The organism is Pseudodesulfovibrio sp. lm2024 (genome assembly GCF_051175575.1).
GTDB classification, from domain to species: Bacteria; Desulfobacterota; Desulfovibrionia; order Desulfovibrionales; family Desulfovibrionaceae; genus Pseudodesulfovibrio; species Pseudodesulfovibrio caledoniensis.
On sequence record NZ_CP195092.1, the window covers coordinates 2706812 to 2722031 of the forward strand.

Below are 15220 nucleotides of genomic sequence, written 5' to 3' on the forward strand. Positions count from 1 at the left end.
CCTCCGGCCCGCAGAATACCTGTTTCGCCCGCATCGTCAAGACGGCAACCGGTTGCCTTTTCAGGCGGTTCATGGAAGATTCCTGCCCATGGACGAATTCTACGGCCGGACCGGCACGGTCCTCCATATCGACCTGACCACGGGCACGGCCATTCCCGAACATCCCGGCGAGGCGGTCTACGAACTTTTTCTCGGCGGTCGAGGGCTGGCCGGGCGGTACCTGCACCCCTTCGCCGACCGCGAATGCGGCGACCCCGACCTGCCCCTGCTCCTCTTCACCGGCCCGCTGACCGGCACCGAATCGCCCACCTCGGGGCGAGGCACGATCCTGTCCCGCTCGCCCCTGACCGGGGCCGTATGCGACGGGTCCATCGGCGGCGGCCTGCCCACCCGGCTGAAAAAGGCCGGGTACGACGGGCTGGTCATCACCGGCCGCGCTCCCGCGCCGTGCGGCATCGAGATCGACGACAACGACGTGCGCGTGGTCGAGACCTCCCTGTGGGGCCGGGACACGGACGCGGTCCTGCACGAGCTGGAGCAACGGCTGCCCGAAGACACCTCCCTGGCCTGCATCGGCCCGGCTGCCGAAAACGGCTCGCTCATCGCCTCGGTGGCCGTGGACCATCGCCACGGCGGGGTGCGCGGCGGCCTGGGCCTGGTCTGGGCGGCCAAGAATCTCAAATACCTGACCGTGCGCGGCACCGGCGAGGTCCGGGTCCACGACCCGGCGGCCCTTGCCGAGGCGCGCGAGGCCATCGTGCGGCTGACCATGGCCTCGCCCGTGCTCATGGGCGGCCACGGCTTCTCGCGCCGGGGCACAGGCGCCCTGTTCGATCTGATCAACTCACGGCGCATGCTGCCCACGGACAATTTTCAAAAGACCTGGTTCGACCAGGGAGCCGAGGTCAACGCCTCGGCCCTGGCCAGGCTGTACAAGCCCCGCGACCACGGCTGCCTCGGCTGCCACATCCACTGCCGCAAGATCGCCCTGGATGGACGCAGCCTGCCCGGATTCGAAACCATGGCCCACTTCACCGCCAACGTCGGCAACGCCGACCCGGAGGCGGCCATGGAAGCGGCGGACCTGTGCGGCAGGCTCGGCCTGGACCCGATCTCGGCAGCGGCCACCCTGGCCTGCCTGCGCGAGATCACCGGCAAGGACTACACGGACAAGACCCTGCTCTCGAACCTGCGCGCCATGGCCGAGGGCGGCGACCTGTCCGCAGGGGCCCTCAACCTGGCCCAGGCGTGCGGCCGCCCGGAAACGGCCATGACGGTCAAGGGGCTGGAACTGCCTGCATTCGACCCGCGCGGCGGCTACGGACTGGCCCTGGCCTACGCCGTATCCACCCGGGGCGGCTGCCACCAGCGGGCCTACCCCATCAGCCACGAAGTGCTGCGCAAACCCGTGGCCACGGACCGCTTCACCTTCAGCGGCAAGGCCCGGATCATCAAGCTGGCCGAGGACGCCATCGCCGCCTGCGACTCCATGAACGCCTGCCGCCTGATCTTCCTGGCCGCCGGGCTCGAGGAATACGCCAAGGCGCTTACCGCGGTCACCGGACAGGACTGGTCGGTCCAGTCCCTGCTCGAGGTCGGCGAACGGACCACGGTGAACGAACGGCGCATGAACGCGGAAAACGGCTTCGGCGCGGCCGACGACGACCTGCCCGAACGGTTCTTCACCGAGCCCGGCACCTCGGGCGGCGGCGTGGAGATTCCGCCCATCGACCGCGAGGAATTTCTGGCCGCCCGGCGCAACTACTATACCGTACGCGGCCTGGACGAAAACGGCGACCCCACCTCGGAAACACTGCAACGACTGGGGCTGGACCAATGAGGACGCTGTGCGATAAATACGCGACCAAACTGGCGGCGCAAGGGCTGGCCCAGGCAGAGGGAAAGGACGCGCCGCTCGTCGGCGGCCTGGACGCGGAGCTGGTCTGGAACCGCGAGGACCCGCGCACGGACGAGCTCTCCGGGCTGTTCTCGCGCCTGTCCATCAATTCCCTGGTCTTTGTCCGCCCGGCCGAGCCGTACCGGACCATCCTGGACTTCCTGGCCGCGCGCAACCCGCTCTCCATCCGACCCGAGGACACCGAGACCCGCACCTTCCTGCACGACATCCCGGTCTGCCAAGAGTTCACCGCCGAGGCCATGGCCGCGCACCTCAAGCGGCGCAAGGTCATCGTCATCCCGGGCCAGGGCGTGGCCGCCTGCGGCACGGTCAGCCCGGAGCAGGGGTTCGTGTCCGTCTCCTCGGCCGTCTTCGCCACCTTCGTGCTCTTCTTTTCGGACTACCTGAACCGCGCCCGGAGCGTTGACCTGGACGACGAATACGTTGACGTCTTCTCCCGCGTGGTCCGGCTCCTGCCCGAGCCGCGCACGGACCTGCCCGGTCTTGCGCCGGGGCCTTTCAACGACGAGGAAGCCGTGGTCGGGGCCATGGCGGAAGCGGGCCGCAAGGTCGTGGGCTTCGGTTTGGTCGATTCGTTTTTCGGCAACATATCCTACAAGCTGGACGAGACCGTCTACATCTCGCAGACCGGCAGCTCCCTGGACGAACTCGAAGGGTGCATCGACCCGTGCCCCATGGACGGTTCGGCCACCAACGGATTGACCGCGTCGAGCGAGCTGTCCGCCCACGAGGACGTCTACCGCCGCTCCTCCTTTGACTGCATCCTGCACGGCCACCCGAGATTCTCGGTGATCATGTCCATGGACTGCGATCGCGACAACTGCCCCAACCGGGGCCGCTGCCACATCCACTGCACCGAGTGCCGGACCGTGGACGGCGTGCCCATCGTGCCGGGCGAGGTCGGCACCGGCCCCACCGGGCTGTGCCACACCCTGCCGCCCGCCATGGCCCGAAACGGCGCGGCCATGGTCCACGGGCACGGCCTGTTCACTGCCGGAAACAGCGATTTCAACGAGCCGTTCGCCCGGCTGCTGGAGATCGAGAACCGCTGCCGCGACCTCTACTTCGAGAGGCTGTCCCAATATGTCTGATCCCGCGCCCCGCGCCGCCGCAACCGCCCGCTTCCGGCCCGGACCGGTCCTGGCCTTCGTCCTGGTCACCTTCGCGGCCACCTGGGGAGTGGAGGGCGCGCTCATCGCCGACGGCCTGCGCTTCGACAACCTGGTGGGCCAGTCCTCGCCCGCCCTGTGGCTCATGGGCGTCATGTGGATTCCCGGACTGGCCGCGATTCTCGTCACCCTGTTCATGGAACGAACCTCGGCGCGAGGCCTGATCCCGGCCCTGTCCCTTCGCCTGGGTTCAGTGGGCCCCTACTTCCTGGGGATCGGCCTCATTCCTCTGGCTTATGCCGTCATCTACGGCCTGACATGGAGTGCCGGACTCTCCGGATATGACCCTGACCTCAACTCTCTATCGGTCTTATCCGGCACGCCCATCGGCCGGGACACCGTCCTCCAGGTCATGCTGCCCCTGTCCATCGTGCTCGGGCCGCTGATCAACTTCGCCTTCGGCATGGGCGAAGAGTTGGGCTGGCGCGGATTCCTGCTGCCCCGGCTCATGCCCCTGGGCAAGCCCGCCGCCTACCTCCTCCTCGGCCTGCTCTGGGGGCTGTGGCACGCCCCGCTCATCTGGGCCGGTCTCAACTACCCCGGCCAGGCGGTGGAAGGCATCCTGATGATGTGCCTTATCTGCCTGGCCTTCGGCGCGTTCCTCAATGAGATGACCCTGCACTACCGGTCCTCCATCCTGGCCGGATTCCTCCACGGCGCGGCCAACGCCCAGGGCTACGGCATCTGGACCTGGATGTTCCCCGACGCCCACCCCCTGCTCGGCGGCGCCATGGGCCTGACCGGCGTCCTCACCTGGACCGCCCTCACCTGCATCACCATCGCCGTGCTCCGCAGATTGAGAGGTTAAGATGCCCCCGCCCCCCCCATCCCCTCTCCCCTCCTAAACTTTTTCTCGTCGTTTCGCGGGGCGGGCCGCACAAAAAAAAACGGCTCAAAAGTGAACCGGGAGCCTCTTTTTTTCTCTGGAGCGACTCGGGTGCGCAGCACCCGATAGCGGCTCCCCCGCGTTCGCACGTCGCGAGGCTTTCGAGAGTGGGTCAGCTGTGCATTTTTCGGGAGGCCATTTAACCGCAGCGTAGCCGTCTACGTGAGGATTAAATGGCCTCCCGAAAAATGTGCAGATGGCCCGCTCTCGGAAGCCGCCACGCAACATAAAAAAAGCCCCCTTCCGGGGGCTTATGTAAATGTTGCCTAATGAGGTTGCCGAGCTACGGGCCTCAACCAAAGGACTTTCGACTGTTGTTAGCGAGGTTGCCTTGAAACACTTGCCGATTCAATGAATCTTTCAGTTTGACTGGCGTTACCTGGAAACACTTCCTTTGACTTGATTCAACCATACACGGATTGTATGGCGAATGGCAATGGCCTGTTACGGTTTTTTTACAGTTTTTCGAAATATTCCTTTTCCGCGCCGCACTGGGGGCAAACCCAGTCGTCGGGCAGGTCCTCGAACTTGGTCCCGATGGGGATGTTGTTCTCCGGGTCGCCTTCCGCAGGGTCGTACACATAGCCGCACGGGCATTCCCATTTGTCCATTCCGGTACCTCCATAGGATTGTCGTTTGCCCCAGGCTAGCCGAACGGGCCGGGGAAGCAATGATTATCCGAAGCGAAAAGACTCAGAGCAGAGTGGCCTGGCCGTCTTCCATGCGCATCTTGAGGTGCTGGTAGGCCTTGGCCGTGGCCACACGTCCACGCGGGGTGCGCTTCAGAAAGCCGCACTGGATAAGGTACGGCTCGTAGATGTCCTCGATGGTCCGGACCTCCTCGGCGCAGGCCGCGGCAATGGTCTTGAGCCCCACCGGGCCGCCGTTGAAATGCTCGACCATGAGGGTCAGAATCTTGCGGTCCATGTTGTCCAGGCCGTACTGGTCCACGTCCAGGCGCTCCAGCGACGACTCGGCCAGCTCGCGGGTGACCACGCCCGTGCCGTGCACCAGGGCGTAGTCGCGCACGCGCCGCAGCAGCCGGTTGGCGATACGCGGGGTGCCGCGCGCCCTGCGGCCGATGGCCAGCGCGCCCTCGGGCTCCACCTCCACGCCGAGGATGGCGGCGCTGCGCTCCACGATGCGCCCGAGCTCCTCCGGGGAGTAGAATTCGATGCGGAAGATGCAGCCGAAACGGTCGCGCAAAGGCGAGGTCAGCAGCCCGAGACGGGTGGTCGCCCCGACCAGGGTGAAGGGTTCGAGGTCGAGCTTGACCGTGCGCGCGCCCGGGCCGGAGCCGATAACCAGGTCGATCTGGAAATCCTCCATGGCCGGGTACAGCACCTCCTCCACCGTGGGCGGCATGCGATGGATTTCATCGATGAACAGGATGTCGCCGCGCTCGAGGTTGGTCAAAATGGCCGCCAGGTCGCCGGACCGCTCGATGACCGGGCCGGAGGTGGAGACCATGTTCACGCCCAGTTCCGAGGCCATGATCCGGGCCAGGGTGGTCTTGCCCAGGCCGGGGTTGCCGTAGAACAGGGTGTGGTCCAGGGAGCGCTCGCGCTCGCGCGCGGCCCGGATGAAGACGTCGAGGTTGGTGCGCAGGTCCACCTGGCCGATGAACTCGGACAGTTTCCGGGGCCGGACGTTTTCCTCGGGAAGGGTGCATTTGCTCATGAGCGTGCCGCGTTGATCTTCTTGAGCACCGCGCGGATGGCAGCGGCGGCGTCGAGATCGGGTTCGTCGTCGAAGGTTTCGAGAAGCATGGGCCGGATTTCGTCTTCACCGTAGCCCAACCCCTTGAGCCCCGCAAGGGCGTCCAGGTATTCGCCCTGCGGCCCCTGGGGCGCGCTCTGAACCTTGCCGGTCACCGGGGTGAGCTTGTCCACCTTGTCCTTGAGATTCCAGAGAATCTGCTTGGCGGACTTGGGCCCGATGCCGGGCACGGTGGACAGGGTGTTCACGTCCTCCCTGAAGGCGATCTCGCGCAGATGGGCCGCGTCGAACATGGACAATATGGCCATGGCCTTCTTGGGACCGAGCTTGTCTATGGAGATGAGCGTGCGGAACAGGTCCAAATCGTCGGCCTCCAGGAAGCCGAACAGGTCGATGGCCTTTTCGGCCACCTGGGTGTGGACGAACAGGCGCACCTCCTTGCCCTTGCCCGGCAGCTTGGCCAAAACCGACGTGGGCGCGGCCACCTCGTAGCCCACGCCGCCGGGAGTGAGCAGGACAAGTCCCCTCTCATCCGCCGAAAGCAATTCGCCCCGCAAGTATCCGATCATAAAATCCCTCCGTGCTGTGACTTTATCCGAAGAGTGAACGTAATTCAAAGGGTATCCGCCTTGACCAAATCGTCCGGCCTTTTTATATTCGAGGCTGGATTTTCCGTTCTCCGTCCGCGAATTGTGGGTGGAACCAACCTGTAACGAGGGAGTCCCCATGAAAACAATCGCATATTACCTGTTGGCTGGCGCCCTGCTCCTCCTGGCCGCCTCGCCGGCCCTGGCCCAGGGCGAGGAACTCACCCAGGATGAACTCATATCCCTGGTGGGCGAGGCCGTGGTCGAGGAGGCCGCCCAATCCTCCGAAGAAGTGGCCAAGGCCAAGGAGATCCTGGACGCCGTCCGCAACAGGAAGAACGCCCCCCAGAAGGACGTTGCCGCGGCGCAGATGGAGTACGAACAGGCCCAGAATCGTTACAACCGGGCCCAGTCCAACCTGGACAACGCCAAGGTGGACCGGCTCGCCATCCAGTGCGGCAAGACCAGCGACCAGATTCGGGCCATGCGCGATTCCGGCATGGGCTGGGGCCGCATAGCCAAGGAATGCGGCGGGCACGGCGTGGGCAAGGGTAAGGACAAGGCCAAGAGCAAGAGCAAAGGCAAGAACAAGGGCATGATGAACGAGGGAATGAGCGAGGAAATGAACGAGCAGATGAACGAGCAGATGACCCAGGAGATGGATCAGGACATGGGTCAGAGCATGGACGACATGTCCAAGAGTAAGGGAAAGAGCAAGAGCAAGAAGCCCAAGAAGAAGTAGCCTCGGCCGAAAAGACGAAAAGGCCCGCCCGGTGAAACCGGACGGGCCTTATTTGCGCCTTTGAAAAATCAGCCGCAGGTCAGGCGGCGCATGCGCCGCTCGTTGAGATGGCAGATGGCGATGGCCAGGGCGTCCGAGGCGTCCTCGGGCCAATCCGGCTTCTTGATGCCCAGACAGTGGGCGACCATGTAGGCCACCTGAGACTTAGGCGCGTTGCCCACGCCGACCAGGTTCTTCTTGACCTTGGTCGGCTCGTACTCGCCCATGGGGATGCCGTTGGTGGCGCAGGCGGCCATGCAAGCCCCCCTCGCCTGCCCGAGCTTGAGGGCCGACGAGGGGTTTTTGGATACGAATACGTTTTCGATGGCGGCTTCCGCCGGGGCGTGGAGCCGGATGAGCTCCTGAAGCTGGTCGAAGATGACCCCCATGCGGGTGGCCATGTCCTTCTTGACCGGGGTACGGATAGTGCCGGTGGCCACCAGTTCGGCCTTGCCCGAGAGTTCCCGGACCACGCCGTAGCCGGTGACCCTCGTGCCGGGGTCGAGCCCCAGGACGACCAGCCCTTCCGCCATGAGCGCTAGTCTTCCTCGTCGAACAAGTCGTCCGGCAGATCGGCGTTCATGTAGACGTTCTGGGTATCGTCGTTGTCGTCCAGGGCGTCGAACAGGTTCATGACCTTCTTGCCCATGGTGGCGTCCACCGGCACCAGGTTCTCGGGGACCTGGTTGAATTCGGCGGACTCGTACTCCATCCCGGCGTCGGCAAAGGCCTGCTGCACGGCCATGAAGTCGGCGGGCGCGGTGTACACGGTGAAGGAATCGCCGTCGTCGACGATGTCCTCGGCACCGGCCTCCAGGCCCACTTCCATGAGGTCGTCCTCGGTGTACTTTTCCTTGGTGAAGACGATGACGCCCTTGCGATTGAACATGTAGGACACCGCGCCGTTCTCGGCCATATTCCCGCCGTGCTTGGTGAACGCGTGGCGGATTTCGGCCACGGTGCGGTTCTTGTTGTCGGTCGCCACCTCGACGAGCATGGCCACGCCGCCCGGGCCGTAGCCCTCGTACATGACCTCGGCCAGATCGCCGCCGGCCAGTTCGCCGGTGCCCTTCTTGATGGCGTTGTCGATCTTGTCCTTGGGCAGGTTCACCGCCTTGGCCTTCTGGATGGCCAGGCGCAGCGTCGAGTTGTCGTCGGGATTGCCGCCGCCCGCCTTGGCGGCCAGGATGATGTCCTTGGCGGCCTTGGTGAAAAATTTCGCCTTTTTGGCGTCCTGACGCCCCTTGCGGTGCTGAATGTTCGCCCATTTACTATGTCCGGCCATATTTCCTCCTGAATATATCGATATCGGTCTTTATTGCTGGTCGGTCCAATGTTCTACCCGTCAACGCCCTTAAAGCCAAGCGCAACGATAAAGATCTCCTTGCTCTCGGACCGGGAACTGTACGGTTTGAAATTCTTTATCTTCCCGAAATACGGACGGATCGCGTTCCGGTAGTCGTTGATCTCGCCGCCCTCGAAGATCTTCACCGCGAAGCTGCCGCCCTTTTTAAGGTATTTGAGCGCCACCTCGAAGGCCCGCTCGCACAGCTCCAGCGAATTGGCCTGGTCCGCGAACTTGATTCCGGTTGTCTTGGGGGCCATGTCGCTGATAATGACGTCGAACGGCGCAAGCGGCTCGATCGCCTCGAGCAGTTCGGGCGAGTCCGAAAACACGTCCGCCTGCAGGAAGGTGATGTTCTCGGCAAAGGAGTGCTTGGTGGACTGCAGGTCCACGCCGAGCACCCGCCCCTGCGGGCCCACGCGCTCTCCGGCGAACTGGGTCCAGGAGCCGGGGGCCGCGCCCAGGTCGAGCACGGTCTGGCCGCTCTTGAAGATGTGGAACCGTTTGTCCATCTCCTTGAGCTTGTAGACCGAGCGGGCGGCGTAATTTTCCTTTTTGGCCCTTTTGAAGTATTTGTCCTGGTATTGTTTCATGGTATCGCTCCGTCAATGCGGCGTGGAGCGCTTAGTAGCCGAATCCGCCGGAAAAGCCAAGTGAACAACGTGCCCAGACCCCGACATATCTCCATCCTCGACGAACTCGGCTTGTCCAAGTCCATGCCCGCCGACAAGGCCCACTTCGAATGGCGGGTCAACCCGGCGCTCGACGAGGCCCCGGTGATCTTTCTCGGCCTGGGCCCTGAGCCCGACAAGGTCCCGGAATGGTTCGACCTGCCGGACGACGAGACGTTCTTCTACCTGGACAGCCCAGCCTTCACCGGCCAGATCGACGGCTGGCCCGGCCGCGTGCCCGCCAACTTCAACCCCTTATCGCCCGAAGACTTCACCATCGCCTCGTCCGCCCGCGCCCACGTGGTCCGCTATCTACCCGTGCAGAAGGCGTTTCCGTCCTTCTACGGCCCGCTGACCGCCCGGCTGACCCTGGCGGACCGGCCCAGGCCAAAACTTTCGCGCACCGTGTGGCTGCCCGTGGGCGACGACGCCCTGCTCGTCGAGGAGATGGCCCGCGCCTTTGCGGACGCGGGCTGGCGGGTGGTCCGCATCGACCACGAGTCCCTGGGCAAGCATCCCGGCAGGGTCCTGCCCGACTACCTGCAGGAAGGCGTGCCGGACCTCTTCTTCTCGATCAACTTCCGGGGGCTCGACCACTTCGGCCTGGGCCAGGCCATCCTGCGCGAGGCCGGGGCCAAAGTGGCGGTCTGGATGGTGGACAACCCGTTCAACCTGCTCACCGCGGTCAAGACCGAGGCGTGGCGCGAGCTCAACCTGTTCGTCACGGACCACAGCTTCATCGGCCCGCTCATCGAAAACGGCGCGCGGCGGGTGACCCACCTGCCCCTGGCCGCCTCGCCCAGCCTGTTCCAGAGCGGCGGCGCGCTGCCGGAGCACGCGCGGGATGTCGAGGGCAAACTCATTTTCGTGGGCCGCTCCCGGTTCCCGGATCGGGACAAATTCTTCGCGGGCGAGACCGTGCCCGAGGACGCGGCCAAGCTCGTCACGGACGCCACCGGCCCCACCCGTTTCGACTACCACTGGTGGCGCGAGCGGCTGGGCATTGCGCCGCTCTGGCCCGGCAACCGGGTCCGGGCCGTGGGCGCGGGAGCGGAGTTCGCCTCGAACCTCTGGAAAAACCGCTGCCTGAACGCGGCGGGCCGGATCACCATATTCGGCGACGACGGCTGGAAGGACCTGGCCAACCCGGACGCGGACGCGCGCCCGGTGGTGGACTACTACGCCCACCTGCCCGCCCTGTACCGGACGGCGGGCGTGGTCCTCAACGTCACCGGCATGCAGCTCCCGGCCGGGCTGAACCAGCGCAACTTCGACGTCTGGTGCGCAGGCGGCTTCCTGCTGACCGACACTCACCCGGGCCTCAACATCTTCCCGGACGAACTGGTCGAACCCATCATGTATTCCCGGCCCGGCGACATCCACGACCTGGTCATCCGCCACCGCGAGGAAACCCCGAAAAAGAACGCCCTGCGCCAAGCCTGGCGCGAATGCATCCTCCGGGACCACACCTACGCCAACCGGGTGGAAACCATTTTCAGGGCAATGAATTTTTTATCCGCTCAAAAGGCTTGAGCTTCATCCCGAAAAGCGGTAACTACGCTCCACCAATGGGGACGTAGCTCAGCTGGGAGAGCACTGCCTTCGCAAGGCAGGGGTCGAGAGTTCAAATCTCTTCGTCTCCACCAGACAACGAAAAGCCCCGCCGTGTAATGCACGGCGGGGCTTCTTCTTTTGTCTTCCAAGGGCGATGTCTAGTACGTGAAGTTCCGCTCCATGATCCTCTGGTAGACGCCGTTCTCCTTGAGGGAATCCAGGGCCTCCTGCCATTTTTGGATGGTCTCGTCCGGGACGTCCAGGGAGAAGGCGAGCCAGGCGGCGGAGTCGCCGAACTTGCAGTCCGTGCGTTCGAACTCGGCGGGATCGAGACCGGCCTTCTTGACCATATAGTAATAGGTGCGCTCGCCCATGAGCACGAGGTCCACGCGGCCCTCGGCCAGCTTCATGTAGCTGGACTGGTAGGTCGGGCCCACGTCCAGGTTGATGAATCCCTTGGCCGCCAGGGCCTGGTGGGTGTAGCCGTCCTTGCGCACGGCGATGCGCTCCACCAGGCGGGCGTCGTCCAGATTGTCGATCCGCAGGGGCGAACCGCGGCGCTTGAAGAAGTAGTCTCCCTCGCCGAAGATCGGCCCGACCCACTTGAAGAGCTTCTCCCGCTCCGGGATGCGCACGATGGCGAACAGCCCCTGCTTGGGCAGTTTCTGCGTCTGCTCGTAACCGCGCAGCCACGGCGTGTCCCTGAGCGGACTGTCGTCGCCGACGATCTTCTGGATCTCGAGGACCATCTCCGGGGCCACGCCCCAGAGCTTGCCCTGATCGGCATACACCAGCGGGGGATAGACGATCGCCTGCATATTGAATTCTCCACCCCAGGCCGCAACCGACAAAAACAGCACGAGGCACATAGCCGATGCAATTGATTTGCCCACAAACTCTCCCCATTTGATGCGAATTGGCGTTCACAATATACGAGGCGTTAGGCACTGTCCATTATTGACTGAAGAGTTCTGACTACTTTTGCACGCGCCCCGAAACCGGGGAAGGAATCCGCCCGCCGGGACTCGCCGCCGCCAGGGCGGGGTAGCCAGACTTTTTTATGAAAATCAAATATATCAAGCGCCAGTGCGTGCGACTTTTTAATGACTTCACGCAGGGAATGGGCTAAATCCGAAAATAAGATTCATTGTTGCATCAAACCCGGCAGGAGTGCGGCGTGCCTGATACCAATCCCGTGGACATCCCTTTTTACTCCATTCTCAACCGGCTTGACGTAGCGGCCCTGGCCGCCGACTCGTCAGGTCTCATCGCCTACGCCACGCCGTGCGCGGAGCAGACTTTCGGGTTCGAGCCGGGACGCATGCACGGACTGCCCGTGTCCGAAATCCTGCCCGACGAACTGATCAACGGCCATGAGGGCAACGGGGAGGCGGCCGCGCGCGTGGAGCTGCCGGACGGCACCCTGAACGCGGTCTCCCAAAGCCCCATCACCACGAACGGGGAGACCGTGGGCAGCCTGCTCACCTTCCACCCCGAGCCGGGACCGGACCAGGTGGCGCGGACCGAGACCTACCGCACCCTGGCCGAGCACATGGAGGCGGTCTTCAACGCCTCCAGCGACGGCATCTGGCTGACCGACGGCCAGGGCGTGGTCCTGAACATCAACAACGTTTCGGAGAGCCTCAACTCCATCTCTGCGGACGAGGTCATCGGCAAGCCCGTGGCCGCACTGGTGGACAACGGGACCATCGACCGCTCCGCCACCCTGGAGGTCCTGCGCAAGAAACGCCGGGTATCGGTCCTGCAGGAAGTCACCCGCACCGGACGGCAGCTTATCGTCACCGGCACGCCGACCTTCGACGCGGACGGCAACATCCGGCTGGTGGTCCTGAACGAACGGGACATTACCGACCTGAACGAGCTGCGCACCACCCTGGCCCAGACCCGCAAGGCCAAGGAAAAGGCCGAGGCCGAGCTGACCGGCATGTCGCTCATGGAGCTCAAGAAAGGCCACGTGGTGGCCGAGAGCCCGGCCATGCGCAAGGCCATGGCCACGGCCCAGAAGCTGGCCCAGTTCGAGACCTCGGAAATCCTGCTCATGGGCGATTCCGGAACGGGAAAGGGGCTGCTGGCCAAGTTCATCCACGACACCAGCCCCCGGCGCGGCAAACCGTTCATCCAGGTCAACTGCGCCACCCTGCCGGAAACCCTGTTCGAGGCCGAGCTGTTCGGCTACGAGAAAGGAGCCTTCACCGGCGCCTCCGAGCAGGGCAAATCCGGCCTGTTCGAGCTGGCCTCGGGCGGGACCTTCTTCCTGGACGAGGTGGGCGAGATCCCCCTGGACATGCAGGCCAAGCTGCTCAACTGCCTGGACGACCACATGTACTACCCGCTGGGCGCGAGCAAGCCCAAGCGCATGGACTGCATCATCGTGGCCGCCACCAATCGCGACCTGGAGGCCCAGGTCCGCAAGCAGGCCTTCCGCCGCGACCTGCTCTACCGTCTGAACACCTTCACCGTGCGCATCCCGCCGCTTCGCAAGCGGCCCGAGGACGTGTTCGAACTGATCAACCACTACCTGAAGCAGTTCAACGCGGCTTTTGGCACCGGCAAACGCATCGGCCCGGCGGGCATGAAGCTGCTCCAGTCCTACCCGTTCCCGGGCAACGTCCGCGAACTCATCGGCATCATCAAGAAGGCCGTGGTCATCTGCGAGGACGACCTGCTCGACGACTACCTGCAGGACCTCTTCGACCACTCCGAAGACGCCGTGACCGAGAACGGCACCCTGCCCGAGGAAGTGGCCAGGCTGGAGCGCCGCATGCTCCGCCAGGCCATGGAGGCGTGCTCCAACACCCGCGAGATGGCCGGATTCCTCGGCGTCAGCCAGCCTACCGTGGTGCGCAAGATGCAACGATACAAGCTGAACAATTCCTGATTCATATTTGAATCATTCTAATTCGCGAAATCGCATATTTAACAGTATTGTCATTTTCTCCACTGTATTGACGGAGGTGAAGACGGTGTCTGACTTTTTTGCAACGCGAAGGCTATTTTTAGCCCCATTCACCCTTACCGACAAAACTGCCGAAACATTATTGTTAATTTTGATTATGATTCATAAATGAATCATAATTTTATCGTTTATTTTCAGCTACTTGTAAAAATCTGCTGATTTACTATTGAATCAAAAAGAAATTGAGGGAGCGAGGCGTATTTCACCTAACATTAAGTAATAATTGTAGTATTGCAACTAGGACCGGCGTTTGCTTTAAGAAGGACGGTTTTCGACTTCAACTCTTACAATATATTTGGTGGATACATCATGACCAACAAGGAACTGCAACAGAGGAGAGAGGCGGCTGTCCCCAGAGGGGTCTCCAACGCCGGTCCCATCTTCGCGGCCAGCGCCAAGGGCGCGACCGTCACGGACGTGGAAGGCAGGGAGTTCATCGACTTCGCGGGCGGCATCGGCGTCAACAACGTGGGCCACTGCCATCCCAAGGTGGTCGAGGCCATTCGCGAGCAGGCGGGCAAGCTTTTGCACTCCTGCTACCATGTTTTTCAATATGAAGGGTACGTGGCCCTGGCCGAGAAGCTCAACGCCCTGACCCCCGGCGACCACGCCAAGAAGACCGTGCTGGTCAACTCCGGGTCCGAGGCCGTGGAGAACGCGGTCAAGGTCGCCCGCCGGGCCACTGGTCGCCCGGCCGTCGTGGCCTCGGCCTCCGGCTTCCACGGCCGCACCCTGCTGGCCTCCACCCTGACCGCCAAGGTCATGCCCTACAAGGCCGGGTTCGGCCCCTACGCCCCCGAGGTCTACCACATCCCCTACGCCTACTGTTACCGCTGCCCGGTGGGCCGCTCCTACCCGGGCTGCAAGATGGAATGCGCTGAACTGCTGAAAAAGAGCTTCGTGGACATGGTCGGTCCCGAGAGCGTGGCCGCCGTGATCCTGGAGCCCGTGGCCGGCGAAGGCGGTTTCGTGGTCCCGCCCAAGGAATATTTCCCGCGCATCAAGGAAATCTGCGATGAGTTCGGCATCCTGCTGATCATCGACGAGGTCCAGTCCGGCATCTGCCGCACCGGCTCCCTGTTCGCCATCGAGCAGTGGGACGTGGTCCCGGACCTGCTGACCTCGGCCAAGTCCCTGGGCGGCGGCACGGTCATCTCGGCCTGCACCGGCCGCGCCGAGCTCATGGACGCGCCCCAGGTGGGCGGTCTGGGCGGCACCTACGGCGGCAACCCGGTGAGCTGCGCCGCGGCCCTGGCCGTGCTCGACGTGGTCGAGAGCGAGGGGCTGGTCGCCAGGTCGCAGGCCCTGGGCGCCAAGGTCCGCGCCGCCTTCGAGGACCTGGCCAAGAAGTACGACTGCATCGGCGACGTGCGCGGGCTGGGCTCCATGCTGGCCATGGAGCTGGTCCACGACAAGGCGGCCAAGACCCCGGCCCCGGACATGGCCAAGGCGCTGGTCGCCACGTGCCGCGAGAACGGGCTGATCATCCTGTCCTGCGGCCACTCCGGCAACGTCATCCGCACGCTCATGCCGCTGGTCATCAGCGACGCCGAACTGGACAAGGGACTGTCCGTCCTGGAAGCGGCCTTTGCCGAAGTGACCAAGGGGTAATA

General features: G+C 63.8%; 14 protein-coding genes and 1 tRNA gene. 8 read left to right on the forward strand and 7 right to left on the reverse strand.

Annotated elements, in window-relative coordinates:
* The first annotated feature begins 88 nt into the window (after positions 1–88).
* The 3 genes from ACR42D_RS12870 to ACR42D_RS12880 are packed head-to-tail and all read left to right on the forward strand — an operon-like array spanning position 89 to position 3895.
* Positions 89–1840 carry an aldehyde ferredoxin oxidoreductase family protein gene (locus ACR42D_RS12870; RefSeq protein ID WP_484567191.1) on the forward strand — a complete coding sequence of 584 codons (1752 nt, stop codon included), beginning with the start codon at positions 89–91 and terminating at the stop codon, positions 1838–1840.
* Entirely contained in the window at positions 1837–3009 is a 1173-nt protein-coding gene (locus ACR42D_RS12875; protein ID WP_484567192.1) for a class II aldolase/adducin family protein, read from the forward strand. The genes ACR42D_RS12870 and ACR42D_RS12875 overlap by 4 nt, the downstream gene beginning before the upstream one ends.
* On the forward strand, positions 3002–3895 hold the full coding sequence (locus ACR42D_RS12880; protein ID WP_484567193.1) for a CPBP family glutamic-type intramembrane protease: 894 nt from the start codon (positions 3002–3004) through the stop codon (positions 3893–3895). Before ACR42D_RS12875 ends, ACR42D_RS12880 begins: the two co-directional genes overlap by 8 nt.
* Before the next feature lie 533 nt (positions 3896–4428).
* On the opposite strand, the gene ACR42D_RS12885 is transcribed toward ACR42D_RS12880, so the two are convergent.
* The 3 genes from ACR42D_RS12885 to ruvA all read right to left on the reverse strand — a co-directional run bounded on the left by ACR42D_RS12885 (position 4429) and on the right by ruvA (position 6261).
* Complete coding sequence (locus tag ACR42D_RS12885) at positions 4429–4584, reverse strand: rubredoxin (protein ID WP_071544194.1); 156 nt, start codon at positions 4582–4584, stop codon at positions 4429–4431.
* Positions 4585–4666: 82 nt separating this feature from the next.
* Positions 4667–5653, reverse strand: a complete 987-nt coding sequence (gene ruvB, locus ACR42D_RS12890) for a Holliday junction branch migration DNA helicase RuvB (RefSeq protein WP_484567194.1) — start codon at positions 5651–5653, stop codon at positions 4667–4669.
* The gene (ruvA, locus tag ACR42D_RS12895) at positions 5650–6261 is read right to left on the reverse strand and encodes a Holliday junction branch migration protein RuvA (protein ID WP_484567195.1); all 612 of its coding nucleotides are present in this window, start codon (positions 6259–6261) and stop codon (positions 5650–5652) included. Before ruvA ends, ruvB begins: the two co-directional genes overlap by 4 nt.
* A gap of 157 nt (positions 6262–6418) precedes the next feature.
* Between ruvA and ACR42D_RS12900 the strand changes: the two genes are divergently transcribed.
* Complete coding sequence (locus tag ACR42D_RS12900; protein WP_484567196.1) at positions 6419–7021, forward strand: hypothetical protein; 603 nt, start codon at positions 6419–6421, stop codon at positions 7019–7021.
* Between the two features lie 68 nt (positions 7022–7089).
* On the opposite strand, the gene ruvC is transcribed toward ACR42D_RS12900, so the two are convergent.
* Genes ruvC through ACR42D_RS12915 form a run of 3 tightly spaced genes read right to left on the reverse strand, consistent with a single transcriptional unit; the run spans position 7090 to position 8998 of the window.
* Positions 7090–7593 (reverse strand): crossover junction endodeoxyribonuclease RuvC, encoded by a 504-nt coding sequence (gene ruvC / locus ACR42D_RS12905; protein ID WP_484567197.1) that lies wholly within the window; start codon positions 7591–7593, stop codon positions 7090–7092.
* 5 nt (positions 7594–7598) lie between these two features.
* On the reverse strand, positions 7599–8345 hold the full coding sequence (locus ACR42D_RS12910; protein ID WP_484567198.1) for a YebC/PmpR family DNA-binding transcriptional regulator: 747 nt from the start codon (positions 8343–8345) through the stop codon (positions 7599–7601).
* Between the two features lie 53 nt (positions 8346–8398).
* Positions 8399–8998: an RlmE family RNA methyltransferase gene (locus ACR42D_RS12915; protein WP_484567199.1), complete on the reverse strand. Its 600-nt coding sequence runs from the start codon at positions 8996–8998 to the stop codon at positions 8399–8401.
* Between the two features lie 69 nt (positions 8999–9067).
* Between ACR42D_RS12915 and ACR42D_RS12920 the strand changes: the two genes are divergently transcribed.
* Both ACR42D_RS12920 and ACR42D_RS12925 read left to right on the forward strand, forming a co-directional pair.
* On the forward strand, positions 9068–10609 hold the full coding sequence (locus tag ACR42D_RS12920; RefSeq protein ID WP_484567200.1) for a glycosyltransferase family protein: 1542 nt from the start codon (positions 9068–9070) through the stop codon (positions 10607–10609).
* Positions 10610–10646: 37 nt separating this feature from the next.
* Positions 10647–10722, forward strand: a tRNA-Ala gene (locus ACR42D_RS12925).
* 66 nt (positions 10723–10788) lie between these two features.
* On the opposite strand, the gene ACR42D_RS12930 is transcribed toward ACR42D_RS12925, so the two are convergent.
* Complete coding sequence (locus ACR42D_RS12930; protein WP_484567201.1) at positions 10789–11448, reverse strand: substrate-binding periplasmic protein; 660 nt, start codon at positions 11446–11448, stop codon at positions 10789–10791.
* Positions 11449–11807: 359 nt separating this feature from the next.
* Between ACR42D_RS12930 and ACR42D_RS12935 the strand changes: the two genes are divergently transcribed.
* Both ACR42D_RS12935 and gabT read left to right on the forward strand, forming a co-directional pair.
* Positions 11808–13529 (forward strand): sigma-54 interaction domain-containing protein, encoded by a 1722-nt coding sequence (locus ACR42D_RS12935; protein ID WP_484567202.1) that lies wholly within the window; start codon positions 11808–11810, stop codon positions 13527–13529.
* A 387-nt stretch (positions 13530–13916) separates the two neighbouring features.
* Complete coding sequence (gene gabT / locus ACR42D_RS12940) at positions 13917–15218, forward strand: 4-aminobutyrate--2-oxoglutarate transaminase (protein ID WP_484567203.1); 1302 nt, start codon at positions 13917–13919, stop codon at positions 15216–15218.
* Positions 15219–15220 lie beyond the last annotated feature (2 nt).

Excerpts from the sequence above, each read along its gene's own strand:
- ACR42D_RS12870 (WP_484567191.1), top strand. The coding sequence starts at position 89 with ATGGACGAATTCTACGGCCGGACCGGCACGGTCCTCCATATCGACCTG.
- ACR42D_RS12875 (WP_484567192.1), top strand. The coding sequence starts at position 1,837 with ATGAGGACGCTGTGCGATAAATACGCGACCAAACTGGCGGCGCAAGGG.
- ACR42D_RS12880 (WP_484567193.1), top strand. The coding sequence starts at position 3,002 with ATGTCTGATCCCGCGCCCCGCGCCGCCGCAACCGCCCGCTTCCGGCCC.
- ACR42D_RS12885 (WP_071544194.1), bottom strand. The coding sequence starts at position 4,584 with ATGGACAAATGGGAATGCCCGTGCGGCTATGTGTACGACCCTGCGGAA.
- ruvB (WP_484567194.1), bottom strand. The coding sequence starts at position 5,653 with ATGAGCAAATGCACCCTTCCCGAGGAAAACGTCCGGCCCCGGAAACTG.
- ruvA (WP_484567195.1), bottom strand. The coding sequence starts at position 6,261 with ATGATCGGATACTTGCGGGGCGAATTGCTTTCGGCGGATGAGAGGGGA.
- ACR42D_RS12900 (WP_484567196.1), top strand. The coding sequence starts at position 6,419 with ATGAAAACAATCGCATATTACCTGTTGGCTGGCGCCCTGCTCCTCCTG.
- ruvC (WP_484567197.1), bottom strand. The coding sequence starts at position 7,593 with ATGGCGGAAGGGCTGGTCGTCCTGGGGCTCGACCCCGGCACGAGGGTC.
- ACR42D_RS12910 (WP_484567198.1), bottom strand. The coding sequence starts at position 8,345 with ATGGCCGGACATAGTAAATGGGCGAACATTCAGCACCGCAAGGGGCGT.
- ACR42D_RS12915 (WP_484567199.1), bottom strand. The coding sequence starts at position 8,998 with ATGAAACAATACCAGGACAAATACTTCAAAAGGGCCAAAAAGGAAAAT.
- ACR42D_RS12930 (WP_484567201.1), bottom strand. The coding sequence starts at position 11,448 with ATGCAGGCGATCGTCTATCCCCCGCTGGTGTATGCCGATCAGGGCAAG.
- gabT (WP_484567203.1), top strand. The coding sequence starts at position 13,917 with ATGACCAACAAGGAACTGCAACAGAGGAGAGAGGCGGCTGTCCCCAGA.